At 72.6% G+C, this 16,507-nt stretch carries 11 protein-coding genes; 2 read left to right on the forward strand and 9 right to left on the reverse strand.

The features are described 5' to 3' along the window. Window positions 1-261 precede the first annotated feature (261 nt). Window positions 262-1,788 (forward strand): M81 family metallopeptidase, encoded by a 1,527-nt coding sequence (locus ABTY62_RS12545; protein WP_352129398.1) that lies wholly within the window; start codon window positions 262-264, stop codon window positions 1,786-1,788. 88 nt (window positions 1,789-1,876) lie between these two features. On the opposite strand, the gene gatB is transcribed toward ABTY62_RS12545, so the two are convergent. The 9 genes from gatB to ABTY62_RS12590 all read right to left on the reverse strand — a co-directional run bounded on the left by gatB (window position 1,877) and on the right by ABTY62_RS12590 (window position 15,074). After that, window positions 1,877-3,385, reverse strand: a complete 1,509-nt coding sequence (gene gatB, locus ABTY62_RS12550) for an Asp-tRNA(Asn)/Glu-tRNA(Gln) amidotransferase subunit GatB (RefSeq protein WP_352129399.1) — start codon at window positions 3,383-3,385, stop codon at window positions 1,877-1,879. 14 nt (window positions 3,386-3,399) lie between these two features. Then, complete coding sequence (locus tag ABTY62_RS12555; protein ID WP_352129400.1) at window positions 3,400-3,642, reverse strand: hypothetical protein; 243 nt, start codon at window positions 3,640-3,642, stop codon at window positions 3,400-3,402. After that, window positions 3,639-5,132 (reverse strand): Asp-tRNA(Asn)/Glu-tRNA(Gln) amidotransferase subunit GatA, encoded by a 1,494-nt coding sequence (gene gatA, locus ABTY62_RS12560; protein WP_352129401.1) that lies wholly within the window; start codon window positions 5,130-5,132, stop codon window positions 3,639-3,641. Before gatA ends, ABTY62_RS12555 begins: the two co-directional genes overlap by 4 nt. A gap of 5 nt (window positions 5,133-5,137) precedes the next feature. Further along, entirely contained in the window at window positions 5,138-5,434 is a 297-nt protein-coding gene (gatC, locus tag ABTY62_RS12565) for an Asp-tRNA(Asn)/Glu-tRNA(Gln) amidotransferase subunit GatC (protein WP_311730303.1), read from the reverse strand. A gap of 259 nt (window positions 5,435-5,693) precedes the next feature. After that, window positions 5,694-7,859 (reverse strand): putative bifunctional diguanylate cyclase/phosphodiesterase, encoded by a 2,166-nt coding sequence (locus ABTY62_RS12570; protein ID WP_352129402.1) that lies wholly within the window; start codon window positions 7,857-7,859, stop codon window positions 5,694-5,696. 333 nt (window positions 7,860-8,192) lie between these two features. Beyond that, window positions 8,193-10,379 carry an NAD-dependent DNA ligase LigA gene (gene ligA / locus ABTY62_RS12575; protein ID WP_352129403.1) on the reverse strand — a complete coding sequence of 729 codons (2,187 nt, stop codon included), beginning with the start codon at window positions 10,377-10,379 and terminating at the stop codon, window positions 8,193-8,195. A 15-nt stretch (window positions 10,380-10,394) separates the two neighbouring features. Next, complete coding sequence (locus ABTY62_RS12580) at window positions 10,395-11,432, reverse strand: methionine synthase (protein WP_352129404.1); 1,038 nt, start codon at window positions 11,430-11,432, stop codon at window positions 10,395-10,397. Window positions 11,433-11,480: 48 nt separating this feature from the next. Beyond that, window positions 11,481-12,170 carry an SDR family oxidoreductase gene (locus ABTY62_RS12585; RefSeq protein WP_311730309.1) on the reverse strand — a complete coding sequence of 230 codons (690 nt, stop codon included), beginning with the start codon at window positions 12,168-12,170 and terminating at the stop codon, window positions 11,481-11,483. A gap of 90 nt (window positions 12,171-12,260) precedes the next feature. Then, the gene (locus ABTY62_RS12590; protein WP_352129405.1) at window positions 12,261-15,074 is read right to left on the reverse strand and encodes an AfsR/SARP family transcriptional regulator; all 2,814 of its coding nucleotides are present in this window, start codon (window positions 15,072-15,074) and stop codon (window positions 12,261-12,263) included. Between the two features lie 212 nt (window positions 15,075-15,286). Here ABTY62_RS12590 and ABTY62_RS12595 point away from each other — a divergent pair, with 212 nt between their 5' ends. Further along, the gene (locus ABTY62_RS12595) at window positions 15,287-16,489 is read left to right on the forward strand and encodes an LVIVD repeat-containing protein (protein WP_352129406.1); all 1,203 of its coding nucleotides are present in this window, start codon (window positions 15,287-15,289) and stop codon (window positions 16,487-16,489) included. Window positions 16,490-16,507: the final 18 nt, after the last annotated feature.

The following is a 16,507-nucleotide window of genomic DNA, read 5'->3' on the forward strand; positions in this document are numbered from 1 at the left end:
GACAGCCGGAAAAGATCCTTTGCCCCCTTTGTGGACTTTCCCACACCGCCCACGGGAATGCGGTCCGCCACCGGTCCGCCACCCGTCAGCGGCCGTTCAAGGCACCGATGCCGCGTGGCGGATAGCGCGGAGCCGTCGTCCGGGCATGAGCGGCCCGGCCTGCCATAGGCGGTCATTACCCCCACATCCACCGATACCCGCATAAGATCCGTGGTCACATGCCCGCCCGCCGCGCGAGCCGGGAAAGGATTCCGCATCCGCATGAGCACGCCGTTCCCCGCCGGCCGCCGCCCGCGCATCGGCATCGGCGGCATGTCCGTCCGATCCGCCGCCTTCAGCCCGCACCGCACCACGTACGACGACTTCCGCGTCACCCGCGGCGCCGAACTGCTGGCCCGCGACGCCTGGACCCGCCCGGACGGCGACCTGAGCGGCTCGGTCAAGTGGGTCCCGCTGCTCCACGCCGTGGCGGTGCCCGGCGGGCCGGTCGAGCCGGAGGCGTACCGGCGTCTCAAGGGCGAACTGGTGGACCGCATACGGCAGGCCGGCCCGCTCGACGGCCTCGTCTACGAACTCCACGGCGCGATGGGCGTGGTCGGCCTGGAGGACGCCGAGGCCGACCTGACCGAGGCCGTACGGGAGGCCCTCGGCCCTCGCGCGCTGATCTCCGCCGCCATGGACCCGCACGGCAATATCTCGCGCCGGCTCGCCACCGCGCTGGACCTGGTCACCGCGCACCGCCCCACCGGGCACCGCCCCACCGCGCCCGGCCCCGCCGCGCACGGCAGCGCCGCGGGCCAGGACGCGGCCCGGACCCGCGAGCGCGCCGCCCGCAAACTCGTCGAACGCCTCGCCGCGGGCAAGGGCCGCCCCCACCTGGCCTGGGTGCAGGTGCCGGTGCTGCTGCCCGGCGAACGGACCAGCCCGCGCCTGGAGCCCGCCAGATCCCTGTACGGCCGGCCGGCCTCCATCGAGGAGCTGGACGGCATCGTGGACGCGGCGGTCTGGGCCGGCTGGCCCTGGGCCGACGAGCCGCGCTGCAAGGCGGCCGTCGTCGTCACCGGCGACGACCCCGCACTCGCCGTCGAGCAGGCCCGCTCGCTGGCCACGGAGTACTGGGACCTGCGCCACAACTTCGTGTTCGCCGCCCCCGCAGGCGACGCCGACGCGTGCGTCGAGGCGGCCGTCGCCTCCCCTGCCCGCCCGTTCCTCATCAGCGACACCGGCGACAACCCGGCGGCGGGCGGCGCGGGCGACCTCCCGTACATGCTGGGGCGGCTGCTGGCCCACGGGGACCTGGCGGCCGGGCGTGTCACCGCCCTGCACGCCGGCATCACCGATCCGGCGGCGGTCGCGCAGTGCTTCGCCGCAGGGGTGGGGGCGGCGGTGCGGCTGTCGGTCGGCGGTACGCACGAGCCGCACGAGCTGCACGAGCCGTACGAGCTCCTCGGCGAGGTCGTGGCCCTCCGCGAGGCCGACGAGGTCGGCGGCGACGTGGCCGCCGTGCGGCGCGGCGGGGTGACCGCGGTCCTGGTCAGCCGCCGCAAGCCGTTCCGCTCCCGCGCGGACTTCGGCGAGCTGGACCCGCGCGGATACGACCTGGTCGTCGTGAAGGCCGGCTGCCCGGCACCGGAGCTGTCCGACCTGGCGGCCGACCGGCGCCTGGCCCTCACCCCGGGCGCCGTCGACCAGAACCTGGCCCGGCTGGGCCACCGCCGCGTGGAGCGCCCCCTGTTCCCCCTCGACCCGCACATGCCGGCCCCGGACCTCACGCCGGAACTGCTGTAGCGGCGGCCGCGCGGCTCCGGACGGGGCACAAAGGCCGACGGCGGGGTGCGTCCAAGGACGCACCCCGCCGCCGTGCCGTGTCCGGGGGTCAGCCCTGGACGCCGAGCTTCTCCAGGATCAGCTCGCGCACGCGGGCCGCGTCGGCCTGGCCGCGCGTGGCCTTCATGACCGCGCCCACCAGCGCGCCCGCCGCCGCGACCTTGCCGCCGCGGATCTTGTCGGCGATGGCCGCGTTGCCCGCGATGGCCTCGTCGACGGCCGCGCCCAGCGCGCCCTCGTCCGAGACGACCTTCAGGCCGCGGGCCTGGACGACCGCGTCGGGGTCGCCCTCGCCCGCCAGCACGCCCTCGATGACCTGGCGCGCCAGCTTGTCGTTGAGCGAGCCCTCGGCGACCAGGGCGCACACGCGCGCGACCTGGGCCGGGGTGATCGGCAGGGACGTGAGGTCCACGCCGTCCTCGTTGGCCCGGCGGGCCAGCTCGCCCATCCACCACTTCCGCGCCGACGCCGCGTCGGCGCCCGCGTCGATGGTGGCGGTGATCAGCTCGATCGCGCCCGCGTTGAGGACGGACCGCATCTCGTGCGCCGAGATGCCCCACTCCTCGCGCAGCCGGTTGCGGCGCACCCGCGGCAGCTCCGGCAGCCCGGCCCGCAGCTGCTCCACCCACTCACGCGCCGGGGCGACGGGCACCAGGTCCGGCTCCGGGAAGTAGCGGTAGTCCTCCGCCTCCTCCTTGATCCGGCCGGACGTCGTGGAGCCGTCCTCCTCGTGGAAGTGACGGGTCTCCTGGATGACCGTGCCGCCGTCGCCGAGCAAGGCCGCCTGCCGCTGGATCTCGAAGCGGGCCGCGCGCTCGACGGAGCGCAGCGAGTTGACGTTCTTGGTCTCGGAGCGGGTGCCGAACTTGTCGGCGCCGTGCGGCCGCAGCGACAGGTTCACGTCGCAGCGCATCTGGCCCATCTCCATGCGCGCGTCGGAGACGCCGAGCGCCTTGATGAGCTCGCGCAGCTCGGCGACGTACGCCCGGGCGACCTCCGGGGCCCGGTCCCCGGCCCCCTCGATCGGCTTGGTGACGATCTCGATGAGCGGGATACCGGCCCGGTTGTAGTCGAGGAGGGAGTGCTGGGCGCCGTGGATACGGCCCGTCGCGCCGCCCACGTGGGTGGACTTGCCGGTGTCCTCCTCCATGTGGGCGCGCTCGATCTGGACCCGGAAGACCTCGCCGCCGTCGATCTCGACGTCCAGATAGCCGTTGAAGGCGATCGGCTCGTCGTACTGCGAGGTCTGGAAGTTCTTCGGCATGTCCGGATAGAAGTAGTTCTTCCGGGCGAAGCGGCACCACTCGGCGATCTCGCAGTTCAGCGCGAGGCCGATCTTGATGGCGGACTCGACGCCGGTCTCGTTGACGACCGGGAGCGAGCCGGGCAGGCCGAGGCAGGTGGGGCAGGTCTGCGCGTTGGCCTCGGCGCCGAGCGCCGTGGAGCAGCCGCAGAACATCTTGGTCGCGGTGCCGAGCTCGACGTGGACCTCGAGCCCCATGACGGGGTCGTAGGCGGCGAGGGCGTCCTCGTACGACACCAGTTCAGTGACGGTCACGGAAAACTAACCTCTCAGTCCGCCAGGACGTCGTCGTCGCCCATGCGCTTGAGCTCGCGGACGAGCAGCGCGATGGTGGTGACGATCGCGGCGGCCGAGACCACCGCGTCGACCAGCTGGAGCTTGTCGTTCTCGGATCGTGCCTTCTTGACCTGCTTGGCCACGCTCACCGCGCCGAAGAGCGCGGAGCCGATGGACAGGTAGGTGCCGGGCTTGGACTTCTTGAAGCTCTTGGCCTTCTTCAGCGCACCACTCACAGTGACTGTGCCTCCTCAAGCAGCGGGTGCCCCCACTTGTCGACGAATGCGGCCTCGACCGCCGCACCGACCTTGTAGAGCCGGTCGTCGGCCATGGCGGGAGCGATGATCTGAAGGCCCACCGGGAGACCGTCCTCCGGCGCCAGGCCGCAGGGCAGCGACATGGCCGCGTTCCCCGCGAGGTTCGCCGGGATGGTGCACAGGTCGGCCAGGTACATCGCCATCGGGTCGTCGACGCGCTCGCCGATCGGGAAGGCGGTGGTGGGGGTGGTCGGCGAGACCAGCACGTCCACCTGCTCGAAGGCGCGCTGGAAGTCCTGGGTGATCAGGGTGCGGACCTTCTGCGCGGAGCCGTAGTACGCGTCGTAGTAGCCGGAGCTGAGCGCGTAGGTGCCCAGCATGATCCGGCGCTTGACCTCGGGGCCGAAGCCCGCCGCGCGGGTGAGCGCGGTGACGTCCTCGGCGGAGCGCGAGCCGTCGTCGCCGGCCCGCAGGCCGTAGCGCAGGCCGTCGAAGCGGGCCAGGTTGGACGAGCACTCGGACGGCGCGATCAGGTAGTACGCGGCCAGAGCCTTGTCGAACGACGGGCAGGACAGCTCCACGACCTCGGCGCCGAGCTCGCGCAGCAGCTCCACGGACTCGTTGAAGCGCTGTACGACGCCGGCCTGGTAGCCCTCGCCGCCGAACTCCTTGACCACGCCGATGCGCATGCCGCGCACGCTGCCGTTGCGGGCGGCCTCGACGACCGCCGGGACCGGGGCGTCGATGGAGGTGGAGTCGAGCGGGTCGTGCCCGGCGATGGCCTCGTGCAGCAGCGCCGCGTCCAGCACGGTCCTGGCACACGGGCCGCCCTGGTCCAGGGACGAGGAGAAGGCCACCATGCCGTACCGGGACACCGCGCCGTACGTCGGCTTGACGCCGACCGTGCCGGTCACGGCGGCGGGCTGGCGGATCGAGCCGCCGGTGTCGGTCCCGATCGCGAGCGGCGCCTGGAAGGACGCCAGCGAGGCGGAGGAGCCGCCGCCGGAGCCGCCCGGGATACGGGTGAGGTCCCAGGGGTTGTTGGTGGGCCCGAACGCGCTGTTCTCCGTCGACGACCCCATGGCGAACTCGTCCATGTTGGTCTTGCCGAGGATCACCACGTCCGCGTCCTTCAGGCGGGTGACCAGCGTCGCGTCGTACGGCGGGATCCACCCTTCCAGGATCTTGGAGCCGACGGTGGTCGGGATCCCCTTGGTGGTGAAGATGTCCTTCAGGGCGAGCGGAACGCCGGCCAGCGGGCCGAGCTCCTCGCCGCGCGCACGCTTCTCGTCCACGGCCCGGGCCTGGGCGAGCGCGCCCTCCCGGTCCACGTGCAGAAACGCGTGCACCTTCTCGTCGACGGCCTCGATACGGGCCAGGTGCGCCTCGGTCACCTCGACGGCGGTGACGTCGCCGGAGGCGATCTTCTCGGCGATGCCGGAAGCGGTGAGCTTGATCAGATCAGCCATGCGGGTTACTCCTCCCCCAGGATCTGCGGCACCTTGAACCGCTGCTGCTCCTGGGCGGGGGCGCCGGAGAGCGCCTCCTGCGGGGTCAGCGACGGACGGACCACGTCCGCGCGCATGACGTTGGTCAGCGGCAGCGGGTGAGAGGTCGGCGGTACGTCTTGGTCGGCGACCTCGGAGACGCGGGCGACCGCGCCGATGATGTCGTCGAGCTGTCCGGCGAAGTGATCGAGCTCTTCGTCCTTCAGCTCCAGACGCGCCAGCCGTGCGAGGTGGGAGACCTCCTCGCGCGTGATGCCAGGCATGCAGCGATCCTCAGGGTGAGTGTGGTGAGTTTTCGCCCCAATCCTATGGCTCCGGCCACCCTGCGGGCGAAACGCTTTGCCCACCCCGCCCTCCGCGCGCATCGCCATGCGGCTCGCCCACGTGGTCCCTTCAGACCCCGACGGTCCGTTCTCCGGCCTGCCCGCACCCTCCGGACAGCCTCCCCGCCCGACGGGCCAAGCGACGGATCCCCGGCAAGAGCCCCGGGTCGGGAAGGGGCGGCGTGGGGGGAAACCCTGGCTAGGTGACCGGCTGGTCCGCGTCTTCCTCGGCCGGGGCCGTGGCGGCCGTGGCAGCCGGGGCGACGGCAGGCGCAGAGGCTGGAGCAGGGGCCGGGGTGGCGGGCGTGACCGCGGTGGCCTCCTCGCGCTGCCACCCGCGCTCACCCCGGGCGCGCAGCCACGCCGTCATCTCGTCGGGCGGCATCGCCGCCGCGACCAGCCAGCCCTGCACCGCGTCGCACCCCAGATCCCGCAGCCGCTCCCAGGTCTCGTCGTCCTCGACGCCCTCCGCGACGACCAGCAGCCCGAGCGAATGCGCGAGGTCGACCGTGCAGCGGACGATCTCCGCGTCCTCGGTGTCCACGGCCAGCCGGGCCACGAACGACCGGTCGATCTTGAGCTCGCTCACCGGCAGCCGCCGCAGGTGGACCAGCGAGGAGTAGCCCGTGCCGAAGTCGTCGAGGGACATCCGCACGCCGTGTCCGGTGAGGCTGGCCAGCGTGTCGGCGGCCCGCTGCGGGTCCTCCAGCAGGACGTGCTCGGTGATCTCCAGCTGGAGCGCGCCCGCCGGGACCCCGTGGCGGGCCAGCCGCCCGGCGACCGCTCCGGCGAAGCCGGGGGTGTGCACATCGCGCGGCGAGACATTGACCGCGACGGGCACGTCGAGGCCGTCGGCCCTCCAGCGGGCGACCTGGCCGAGCGCCGTCTCCAGGACGTACTCGGTCAGCCGCGGCATCAGCCCGGAGGTCTCGGCCATGGAGATGAACTCGTCCGGCGGGACGCGCCCCCGGTCGGGGTGCACCCAACGGACGAGCGCCTCCAGGCCGGCGACATGGCCGTCGAAGCCGACCTTGGGCTGGTAGTGGAGTTCGACGTCGCCCGCGTCCAGCGCCCGCCGCAGATCGCCGAGGAGGCCGAGCCGGTCGGGGGTGTTGCCGTCGCGCCGGGCCTCGTACAGCTCGACGCCGCTGCGGTCGCGCTTGGCCTGGTACATGGCGACGTCCGCGCGGCGCAGCAACCCCTCGGCGTCGAGCGCGTGGTCGGGGTAGACGGCGACGCCGGCGCTGGCTTCGAGGACGAGGGTGAGCCCGTCCAGGTCCAGCGGCGAGCCGAGGTCGCCGACCAGGCTGCGGGCCGCCCGCTGGGCGCTGGTCAGGGAGTCGGTGGTGGGCAGCAGCACCGCGAACTCGTCGCCGCCGAGCCGCGCCACCTCCGCCCCGCGCGGCAGCGCGACCCGCAGCCGGTCCGCGATCTGGAGCAGCAGCCGGTCGCCCGCCAGATGGCCCAGGGTGTCGTTGACCGAGCGGAAGCGGTCGAGGTCGAGCAGGACGAGCGCGGCGCGGGTGCCGCTCCGCTCGGACTCGTCCAGCGCGGTCCAGGTGCGCTCGAGCAGCCACTGGCGGTTGGGGAGTCCGGTGAGCGGGTCGCGCAGCTGCTCCTCGGCGCGCACCCGGGCGATCCACAGGGTCGAGTCGAGGGCGATCAGGGGCACCGCGAACAGCGGGAGCAGCAGGGGCATCTCGTCGGCGACGACGACGATCAGCGGGGCGATGCCGAGCAGCGCGATGCCGACGAGGGCCTGCCGGACCAGGGCCGTGCGGGCGAGGGTGGGCAGTCCGGCGCCGGGCGGGGCGAGGGAGTACCACAGGAGGGCGCGGGTGATCGCGAGATAGCCGAAGGCGGCCAGGGCCGTCTGGGGGATGGCGGACATCTCCCAGCTCGCCGGCCGCCAGGGGTGTTCGACGGTGGGGACGGTGCCGAAGGCGGCGAGGGTCAGGGCGGCCGCGCCGACGCCGAGAATGTCGACCGCGCCGTGCAGCGCCGCCTGCCGCCAGCGGTGCCGCCGGGCGGCGCCGACCAGGACGACGACGGCGAGGCTGACGAGCCCGGCGGGCAGCCAGCCGTACAGCAGCAGCGCGGCCAGGGTTAACGCGGAGCCGGATCCGGTGCCACCCCACCAGCGGTCGCGGCCCATGGCGACCAGATGGCCGACGATGATTCCGGTGAGGACGGCGAGGGACCAGCCCACGGTGCCGTCGGGAAAGAGCGCATGGCCCGCGTCGAGCACTCGGAATACCCCGATGCCGAGTGCGAAAGCGGCCATCGCGACGGCCGCGGCGGGCAGCGCCGGCAGCACGAGCCGGTGCAGCCGTGACGCCGGGGCGGCGCTTTCGGTCGGTTTCATACCCGTCCCTCTCACAGCCGGCGGTGCCAGCGCCACGGCAGGCGCACACCATCAACAGTAGGCGGCAGATGGCTTTGACGGGCGGCGATCGGCGACGGTTGCCCGAATGCCGCCCGACGATCCATAACCATCTGGTATGCGCTGTAAGGGTGATGCCCGCTCGCTATGCCCGGGAAGTGCTCCCAGTCGTAATCCGGCCAGGTTGGACCGGAACCCACTTGGTACTCCACCGGACAGTTCGGCCGGACGGGTCATGCGGAGTCATCCGGAGTCGGGTGGAGCCCATCCGGATGACTCCTGACAGCTCGTTACTTGGTCTCGACTTGATCCCGACTACTCCGCCGGCGTCACCGCGACCTCTCTCGCGGCCTCGGGCCCCTGTTCGAGCAGGACCGCAAATCCATCCTCATCGAGCACGGGAACCTTCAACTGCATGGCTTTGTCGTACTTCGATCCTGGATTGTCGCCGACAACAACAAAACCCGTCTTCTTCGAAACGGAACCCACGACTTTCGCGCCGCGGTTCTGAAGCGCGTCCTTCGCCCCGTCCCGGGTGTGCGATTGCAGGGTGCCGGTGACCACGACGGTGAGCCCTTCGAGCGGCCGCGGCCCCTCGTCCTCGGCGGCCTCCTCCTCGAACCGGACCCCGGCCCGGCGCCACTTCTCCACGATCTCGCGGTGCCAGTCCTCGGCGAACCACTGCTTGACCGAGGCCGCGATGGTGGGCCCCACGCCTTCCACGGCCGCCAGCTCCTCCTCGCCCGCCTCGGCGATCCTGTCCAGCGAGCGGAACTCGCGGGCCAGCGCGGCGGCCGCGACGGGCCCGACATGACGGATGGAAAGGCCGGTGAGGATACGGGCCAGCGGGCGCTCCTTGGCCGCCTCAATGTTGGCCAGCATCGCCAGGGTGTTCTTCTTCGGCTCGCCCTTCTGATTGGCGAAGAAGGTGACGACTTTCTCCTCCCCCGTCTTGGGGTCGCGCTTGGGCAGTCCGCTGTCCGGGTCCAACACATACGACCGGATGGGGAGGAGTTGTTCGACCATCAGGTCGAACAGATCGCCTTCGTCCTTCAGTGGCGGCTCGGCGGGCTCCAGCGGCTGGGTGAGCGCACCGGCGGCGACATAGCCGAAATTCTCGATGTCCAGACACTTGCGGCCCGCCAGGTAGTAGACGCGCTCGCGGACCTGGGCCCGGCAGTAGCGGGCGTTGGGGCAGCGCAGATCGACGTCGCCCTCCTTCATCGGCTGGAGCGGAGTGCCGCACTCCGGGCACTCGGCGGGCATCACGAACTCCCGCTCGGTGCCGTCCCGCAGATCGACGACCGGCCCCACAATTTCCGGAATGACATCGCCCGCTTTACGCAGCACCACGGTGTCGCCGATCAACACCCCTTTGGCCTTCACGACGTCCTGATTGTGCAGGGTCGCGAATTCGACTTCCGAGCCCGCCACCGTGACCGGCTCGACCACGGCGAACGGCGTGACGCGCCCGGTGCGCCCGACGCCGACCCGGATGTCGACCAGCTTGGTATTGACCTCTTCCGGCGGGAACTTCCAGGCGATGGCCCAGCGCGGCGCCCGCGAGGTGGAACCCAGCCGCCCCTGGAGCGGGATCTCGTCGAGCTTGACGACCACGCCGTCGATCTCGTGCTCCAGCGAATGCCGCCGCCTGGGGTCCCCGTAGTACGCGATGTACTCACGGACGCCGTCGAGCGAATCCACGACCTTGTAGTGCGCGGCCGTCGGCAGCCCCCACTCGTGCAGCAGCTCGTACGCCTGCGACTGCCGGTCGATGGCGAAGCCGTCGCGCGCGCCGATGCCGTGGACCACCATGCGCAGCGGGCGGCTCGCGGTGACCTTGGGGTCCTTCTGGCGCAGCGAGCCCGCCGCCGCGTTCCTCGGGTTGGCGAACGGCGGCTTCCCGGCCTCCACCAGCCGCGCGTTCAGCTCCTCGAAGCGCTCCCCGGGGAAGTAGACCTCGCCGCGCACCTCCACCAGCTCCGGGACGCGGTCGCCCTTGAGGCGATCGGGGATCGCGGAGATCGTCCGCACATTGGGCGTGATGTCCTCGCCGGTGACGCCGTCGCCGCGCGTCGCGGCGCGGGTCAGCCGGCCGCGCTCGTACGTCAGGTTGACCGCGAGGCCGTCCACCTTGAGCTCGCATAGGAAGTGGTACGGGATCTCCGCCAGCTCCCTGACGATGCGGTCGGCCCAGCCGGCCAGCTCGTCGTTGTCGAAGGCGTTGTCCAGGCTGAGCATGCGCTCGCGGTGCTGGACCTCCGTGAACTCCGTCTCGTACGCCCCCGCGACCTTCTGGGTCGGCGAGTCGGGCGTCCTGAGCTCCGCGTATTCCTCCTCCAGCGCCTCGAGCGCCCGCAGCAGCCTGTCGAACTCGGCGTCGCTGACGACCGGGGCGTCCTTGACGTAGTACCGGAAGCGGTGCTCCTCGACCTGCTCAGCGAGCTTGGCGTGCTTGTCCCGTGCCTCCGCGGGCACTGTCGACTGCTGTTCGCCGGCCACCGTGTCGTCCTCCCGTTACTCAGGGTTGTCCGCGAGCGATCTCGCCGCCCGGACGCAGTGGGCCAGCGCGGCGCGCGCGTACGCGGGCGAGGCGCCCGCGAGGCCGCACGCCGGGGTGACCACCACGGACTCGGCGAGAGTCCCAGGCGAGAACCCCAGCCTGCGCCACAGCGTCCTGACACCCATGACGCTACCGGCAGGGTCCGACAATGGGGTGTCGGTCCCCGGCACCGCGCCGACGAACAGCGAGGTGCCGCCCTCGACGGCCTCCCCGATCGCCTCCTCTTCACGCTCCGTGAGCAGGGAGAAGTCGAAGGAGACCCCGGCGGCCCCCGCCCGCCGCAGCAGCCCGAAGGGCACCCCGGGCGCGCAGGAGTGGACGACGACCGGCCCGTCCGCCACCGCGATCACATCCCGCAGCGCGCCCTCCAGCACGCCCCGGTCCACCGCGGCGTAGGTGCGGTAGCCGCTGGCCGACCGGACCCGCCCGAGCGCCACCGCCGTCAGGGACGGCTCGTCGAGCTGGAGCACCACCTGGGCCCCGGGGACCCGGCGGCGCACCTCCGCCAGGTGGCCGCGCAGCCCCTCCGCGAGCGAGGCCACCAGGTCCCGGCAGGCGCCCGCGTCGTTCAGCGCGGCCTCCCCGCCCCGCAGTTCGAGCCCGGCGGCCAGGGTCCAGGGCCCGACGGCCGACACCTTGAGCGCGCCCTGGTAGCCCTGGGTGAACTCCTCCAGGGCGTCCAGGTCCTCCCTCATCCAGGAGCGCGCCCGCCGGGTGTCGCGCCCGGGGCGGTCGCTGATCCGCCAGCCGCTGGGCTCCACGTGCGCGTACACCTCGACCAGCAGCCCGGCGGTCCGCCCGATCATGTCCGCGCCGGGCCCGCGCGCGGGCAGCTCCGGCAGGTACGGCAGCGTCTCCAGCGACCCGGTGACGGTCTTGGCGGCCTCCCGCGCGTCACCGCCCGGCATCGACCCGACGCCGGTCGCGGCCCCGGCGCCCCAGCTCGGCTTGTTCGCGTTGTCCGCGCTGTCCGCGGTGGTCTTCTCGCTCACCCCGGAAGGGTACGAGCCCCGGGGCCGCTCGCGTGAACCGCTCGGCCCTCAGGCGATCGGCCGCACCGACAGGTCCGTGATCTCCGCGTCGCGCGGCAGGTCGAGGGCCGCGAGGACCGTGGTCGCCACCGACCCGGCCGTCATCCAGCGCTCCGGGTCGTACTCCTTGCCCTCCTGCTGGTGCACCTTGACCTGCATGGGCGTGGCCGTCCGCCCCGGATAGACGGTGGTCACCCGCACCCCGTGGCCGCTCTCCTCCCAGCGCAGCGCGTCGGCCAGCGCCTTGAGCCCGTGCTTGCTCGCCGCGTACGCGCCCCACTGGCTGCTGGCCCGCAGCCCGGCGCCGGAGTTGACGAAGACCACATGCCCCTGGGCCACCCGCAGCTGCGGCAGCAGCAGCCGGGTCAGCTCGGCGGGCGAGACCAGATTGACGGCGAGCTGGCGGGTCCACACCTTGGGGGTCAGCTCGCCGACCTCGCCGAGGTCCACCACGCCGGCGATGTGCAGCAGCGAGTCCAGCCGCTCGGGCAGCGCCTGCTGTCCCAGCGCCCAGGACAGCCGGTCCGGGTCCGCCAGGTCACCGACGACCGTACGGGCGCCGGGAAAGCGCGCCGCCAGCTCCCGTGCCCGCCCGGCGTCGCGGGCCAGCAGCCACAGCTCCTCGCCCCGCTCGACGAGCCGCTCGGTGACCGCCTCGCCGATGCCCGAACCTGCTCCAGTGATCAGATGCGTTCCCATGCCCCCAGCTTGCCGCACCGGGCGGGGCCGCGGCGGCGCGGGTGCGCGGGTGCGCGGGCCGCCGTTGTCCGGAGGGCACCGAGAAGACGGTCATGGTCCGTCCAACCCTGGTCCGTCCAACTGTTCCTGGACGTGCCGGGCCTGCGCCGCGCGGCGCTGGGCGCGGAACAGCGCGAGGGCCCGCAGCCGGTTCTCCCGGGCCTCCTCGGGCCGTCCCAGGGCCTGCTGGGCGTCGGCGATATGGGCGAGGGTGTCGGCCTCGTCATACGCGTTGCCCGCCTCCTGGAACAGCTCCAGGGCCTCGCTGTAGTGGACGAGCGCCCGGTCGTGGCGGCCGGTCCGGTGGGCGATGTAGCCGAGGCTGTCCAGCGTCGAGGCCTCGGCGCCCCGGCCGGCCTCGGCGCGGAACAGCGCCAGGGCCCGCTCGCAGTGGTCACGGGCCTCCTCGAAGCGGCCCAGCTGGGCGTGGCACCAGCCGACCGCGTTGAGCTGGCCCGCCTGCCAGACGGGGTTGCCGAGCCCCTCGTACAGCCGCAGGGCCTGGCCCGCGTGGGTCAGCGCGGCCTCTTTGTCGCCCTGTTGCTCCCAAACCCATCCAAGCGTGCGATGTGTGTGGGCCTGGCCGGGGACGTCGCCGGCCTCCTCGTACACCGCCAGCGCCCGGCCGAGGTGGTCCAGGGCCTCGGCGCCCTGCCCCAGGTGCGAGGCGGCCTGGCCCAGGCGCCAGTGGGCGAGCGCCCGCGCGGGCGGATGGCCCTCGCGCTCGGCGGCGGTGAGCCCCGCCCGCCAGACCCTGAGGTGGTCCCGGAAGTGGGCGCCACGCCAGTGGTACGAAATCAGCGTCCAGGCCTGCTGCCAGACCGCGGTGTGCCGTTCCTGCTTCAGGGCCAGCCGCTGGGCGGCGAGAACGCAGGCGTGTTCGGCGTCGAACCAGTCCAGGGCCGCGGCGGGGTCCTCGAGGCGGACCGGGACGCAGCCGGGCGCGGCCGGGTCGAGCTCGGGTCTGAACGGCGTGTTCGGCCCGTCCACCAGGCTGTTGGCGGCGAAGGCGGTGTGCAGATAGAAGTCCACCAGCCGCCGCAGCGCGTCCGTGCGTTGCCCAAGCTCGGCGGCCTGACCGCGCTCGGCGGCGTACAGCCGGACGAGATCGTGCATCCGGTAGCGGGCCGGGGCGTGCCGCTGGACCAGGTGCGCGGCCTCCAGCTCACCGAGCAGTACGCGGGTGCGGGGCGCGTCGAGCCCGGCGAGGGAGGCCGCGGCGGGCAGTCCGATGTCGGGGCCCGGCGCCAGGCCCAGCAGCCCGAACAGCTCGGCCGCCGGGGCGGAGAGGGCGCGGTGCGAGGCGGCAAAGACGGCGCGCAGGTTCGCGGTCAGATCTCCGGTGTCCAGCGCGTCCAGCCGGGTCGCCGCCTCCCGCAGCTCCTCGGCGAGCGCGGCGAGCGGCAGGTCGGGGTGGGTGGCGGCGCGCGCGGCCACGATCCCCAGAGCCAGCGGAAGGCCCGCGCAGTGCTCCAACAGCACCTCCACCGCGTCCGGTTCGGCCTCGACCCGCGCGGCCCCCAGGTGCCGCACCAGCAGCTCTCGCGCCTCGGCCGCGCCGAAGACATCGAGCGGCAGCGGCAGCGCGCCGTGCGTGGTGACCAGGGAGGTGAGCCTGGAACGGCTGGTCACCAGCACGGTGCAGCTGGGGCTGCCGGGCAGCAGCGGCCGCACCTGCCCGGCGTCGCGGGCGTCGTCCAGCACGACCAGCACGCGCCGGCCCGCCAGCAGGCTGCGGTACAGCGCGGTCTGCGCGTCCAGGTCCACCGGGATCGAGTCGGGCGCGACGCCGAGCGCGTCCAGGAACCCCCGCACCGCGACCGCTGTCGGCACCGGTTCCGCCGACGGGTCGAAGCCGCGCAGGTTGACGTACAGCTGCCCGTCGGGGAACCGCGCCATGTTCTCGTGCGCCCAGCGGACCGCCAGCCAGGTCTTGCCGACCCCGCCGATCCCGCCGATCGCCGAGATCACAACCGTCTCGCCACCGGCCTCGGCCCGTACGTCGCACACCTCGCTCAGCCGCAGCAGCTCCCGCGCGCGGCCGGTGAAGGCGGGCGGCGGGGCGGGCAGCTGACGCGGCACGGGGATGTGGGCCTCCGGGCCGAGGCTCGTGTCACCCGCGGGCGGTTCCGCGAGCGCGGGGTCCCCCTCCAGGATCCGCTGATGCAGCTGGTCCACCGCCCGGCCCGGGCCGATCCCCAGCTCCGCGACCAGCAGCTCCCGTGTGCGCCGATAGTGCTCCAGCGCCTCGGCCTGACGGCCACAGCGATACAGCGCGAGCATCAGCTGCCCCGCCAGCCGCTCGTCCAGCGGGCGCTCCCCGGCCCGGGTGAACAGCCCGGCCAGCAGCTCCCCGTGGCGCCCCCGGCGCAGCCCGGCGTCGTTACGGTCCAGCTCGGCCGCGAACCGCTCCTGGGCGAGGGCGTCGCGCAGCGCGTTGAACCAGGGCGTGTCGATCGCGCCGAACGCGTCGCCGCGCCACAGCCCGAGCGCCTGCTCCAGCAGTGCCTCGGCCCCCTCGTCGGCGGCGCCGCGGGCCTCGGCGACCAGCTCACGGAAGCGGTGCAGGTCGATGGCCGCCCTCTCGGCCGCCAGGACGTAGCCCCCCGCCTCCTTCCCGATCTCCACCCCGGTCTCGGACAGGGCGGTCCTCAGCCGCGACAGATAGCTGTAGAGCGCCGTACGGAACCGCCGCGGCGGCCGCTCCCCCCAGATCCGGTCCGCGAGCTGATCGATGGAGACCGAACGGTTGGCATCGACGAGCAGCGCCGCCAGAACGGACCGCTGCCGCACATGCCCGACGTCCATCGGACGGCCGTCGGCCCACACCTCGATGCCGCCCAATAACCCGAACGTGACCGCCATTTCGCTCCCACGGTGGAAACAGCCTGCCCTGTGACAGCCCATCCGATCAGCCGATTCAAGGTCCGCACAAGGTCTCTGCAACACCGGCCCGAAAGGCTGTCCTATGCGGCGCCCGGCAGGGGGGCGGGCGCCGCCACTCCTCGCCCGCGCGCCGCCCCGACGCGGCGGCGTGCGGCCCCCCGCCCGAATACCGAATGGGGGATGCGTCTGTCATGGACGTCACACGCCGAACACTTCTCCGCGGCATCTCCGCCGCTCCGCTCGCCGCGGCCGCCGGCGGCCTGGTACTCCCGTCCACAGCGCACGCGGCGGGGTCCGACTTCCGGGTGAAGATGCGCGACCATCCGCGGCGGTCGACCAGCTACTCCTACCCCTACGCGATCGCCGGTCTCGCCAACGCACTCCCGGCCGCGCCCCTGGTGGCGGAGGTGCTGCGGAACGCCGACCGTAAAGCGGCGGTGAACCACCACTGGCCCGACGGGGGCAAGCCGCAGAGGCTCAAGTACTCCTTCGGCTGGGACCCTGACACCAAGGACGGCACCACTCCGGCGTGGTACCCGCAGGGCATCTCCACCAGCTACGACGCCTACCACGGACCGATCCCCGGTACGAACACGGACGTGGAGAAGCGGGCGGTCCTGGTGTCCTGGTACGCAAAGGGCACGAACGCGTGGCAGGGCGCGCGCATCACCTTCGTCGATGTGACCGTCCCGAGCAGGCCGCGATACCGGCACGTGCTGCTCGTGGAGCCCTTGAAGCTTCTCGGCCGGCCCTACGACTTCCGGCCGGTCAAAGTCCACGTGGGAGGCATTGCCTGGTACGGGGACAGGCTCTACATCGCCGATAGCGCGGGCGGCGGATTGCGTGTGTTCAACATCAACCAGATGTTCCAGGTTTCCACCAGTGGGATTCCGTCCCCGGGCTACTGCGGATACAACCGGGCAGACAACAAGTACTACGCGTTCGGCTACCAGTATGTGCTTCCGCAGAGCCGTGCTTACGACAACGCGGGAGCGGAGCTCAGGTATTCGCAGGTCGCGGTGGACCATACGACCCCGCAGCCTTCCCTCCTCGTCAACGAGTTCTTCGGCGGTGGCAGCACCCGGTGCATACGCTGGAACATGAACTCCAGCACGAGTTCCATCACCTCCGAAGAGGCCGTGGAGGAGCGGTCGTTCGAGCGGGCCAACGTCCAGGGGGTCGTCAGTGTGAACGGCTCCTACTACTTCTCGGTCAGCAAAGGTTCCGACCCCGGGCACCTGTACCGCTGCCCGCGCGGCAGCTTCGAGAGGCCCAAGAAGCGCGGAAAGCTCTCGATCGGCCCCGAGGACCTCAGCTACGACGGTGACCGGAACGGCATCTGGAGCCTGGGCGAGCACCCGCGCAGGCGCGCCGTGTACGTGGTGGGCCGCTGAGCCTCGACATCACCAAGG

This window comes from Streptomyces sp. NPDC097640, from assembly GCF_040302705.1.
In the GTDB taxonomy this organism is placed as follows: domain Bacteria; phylum Actinomycetota; class Actinomycetes; order Streptomycetales; family Streptomycetaceae; genus Streptomyces.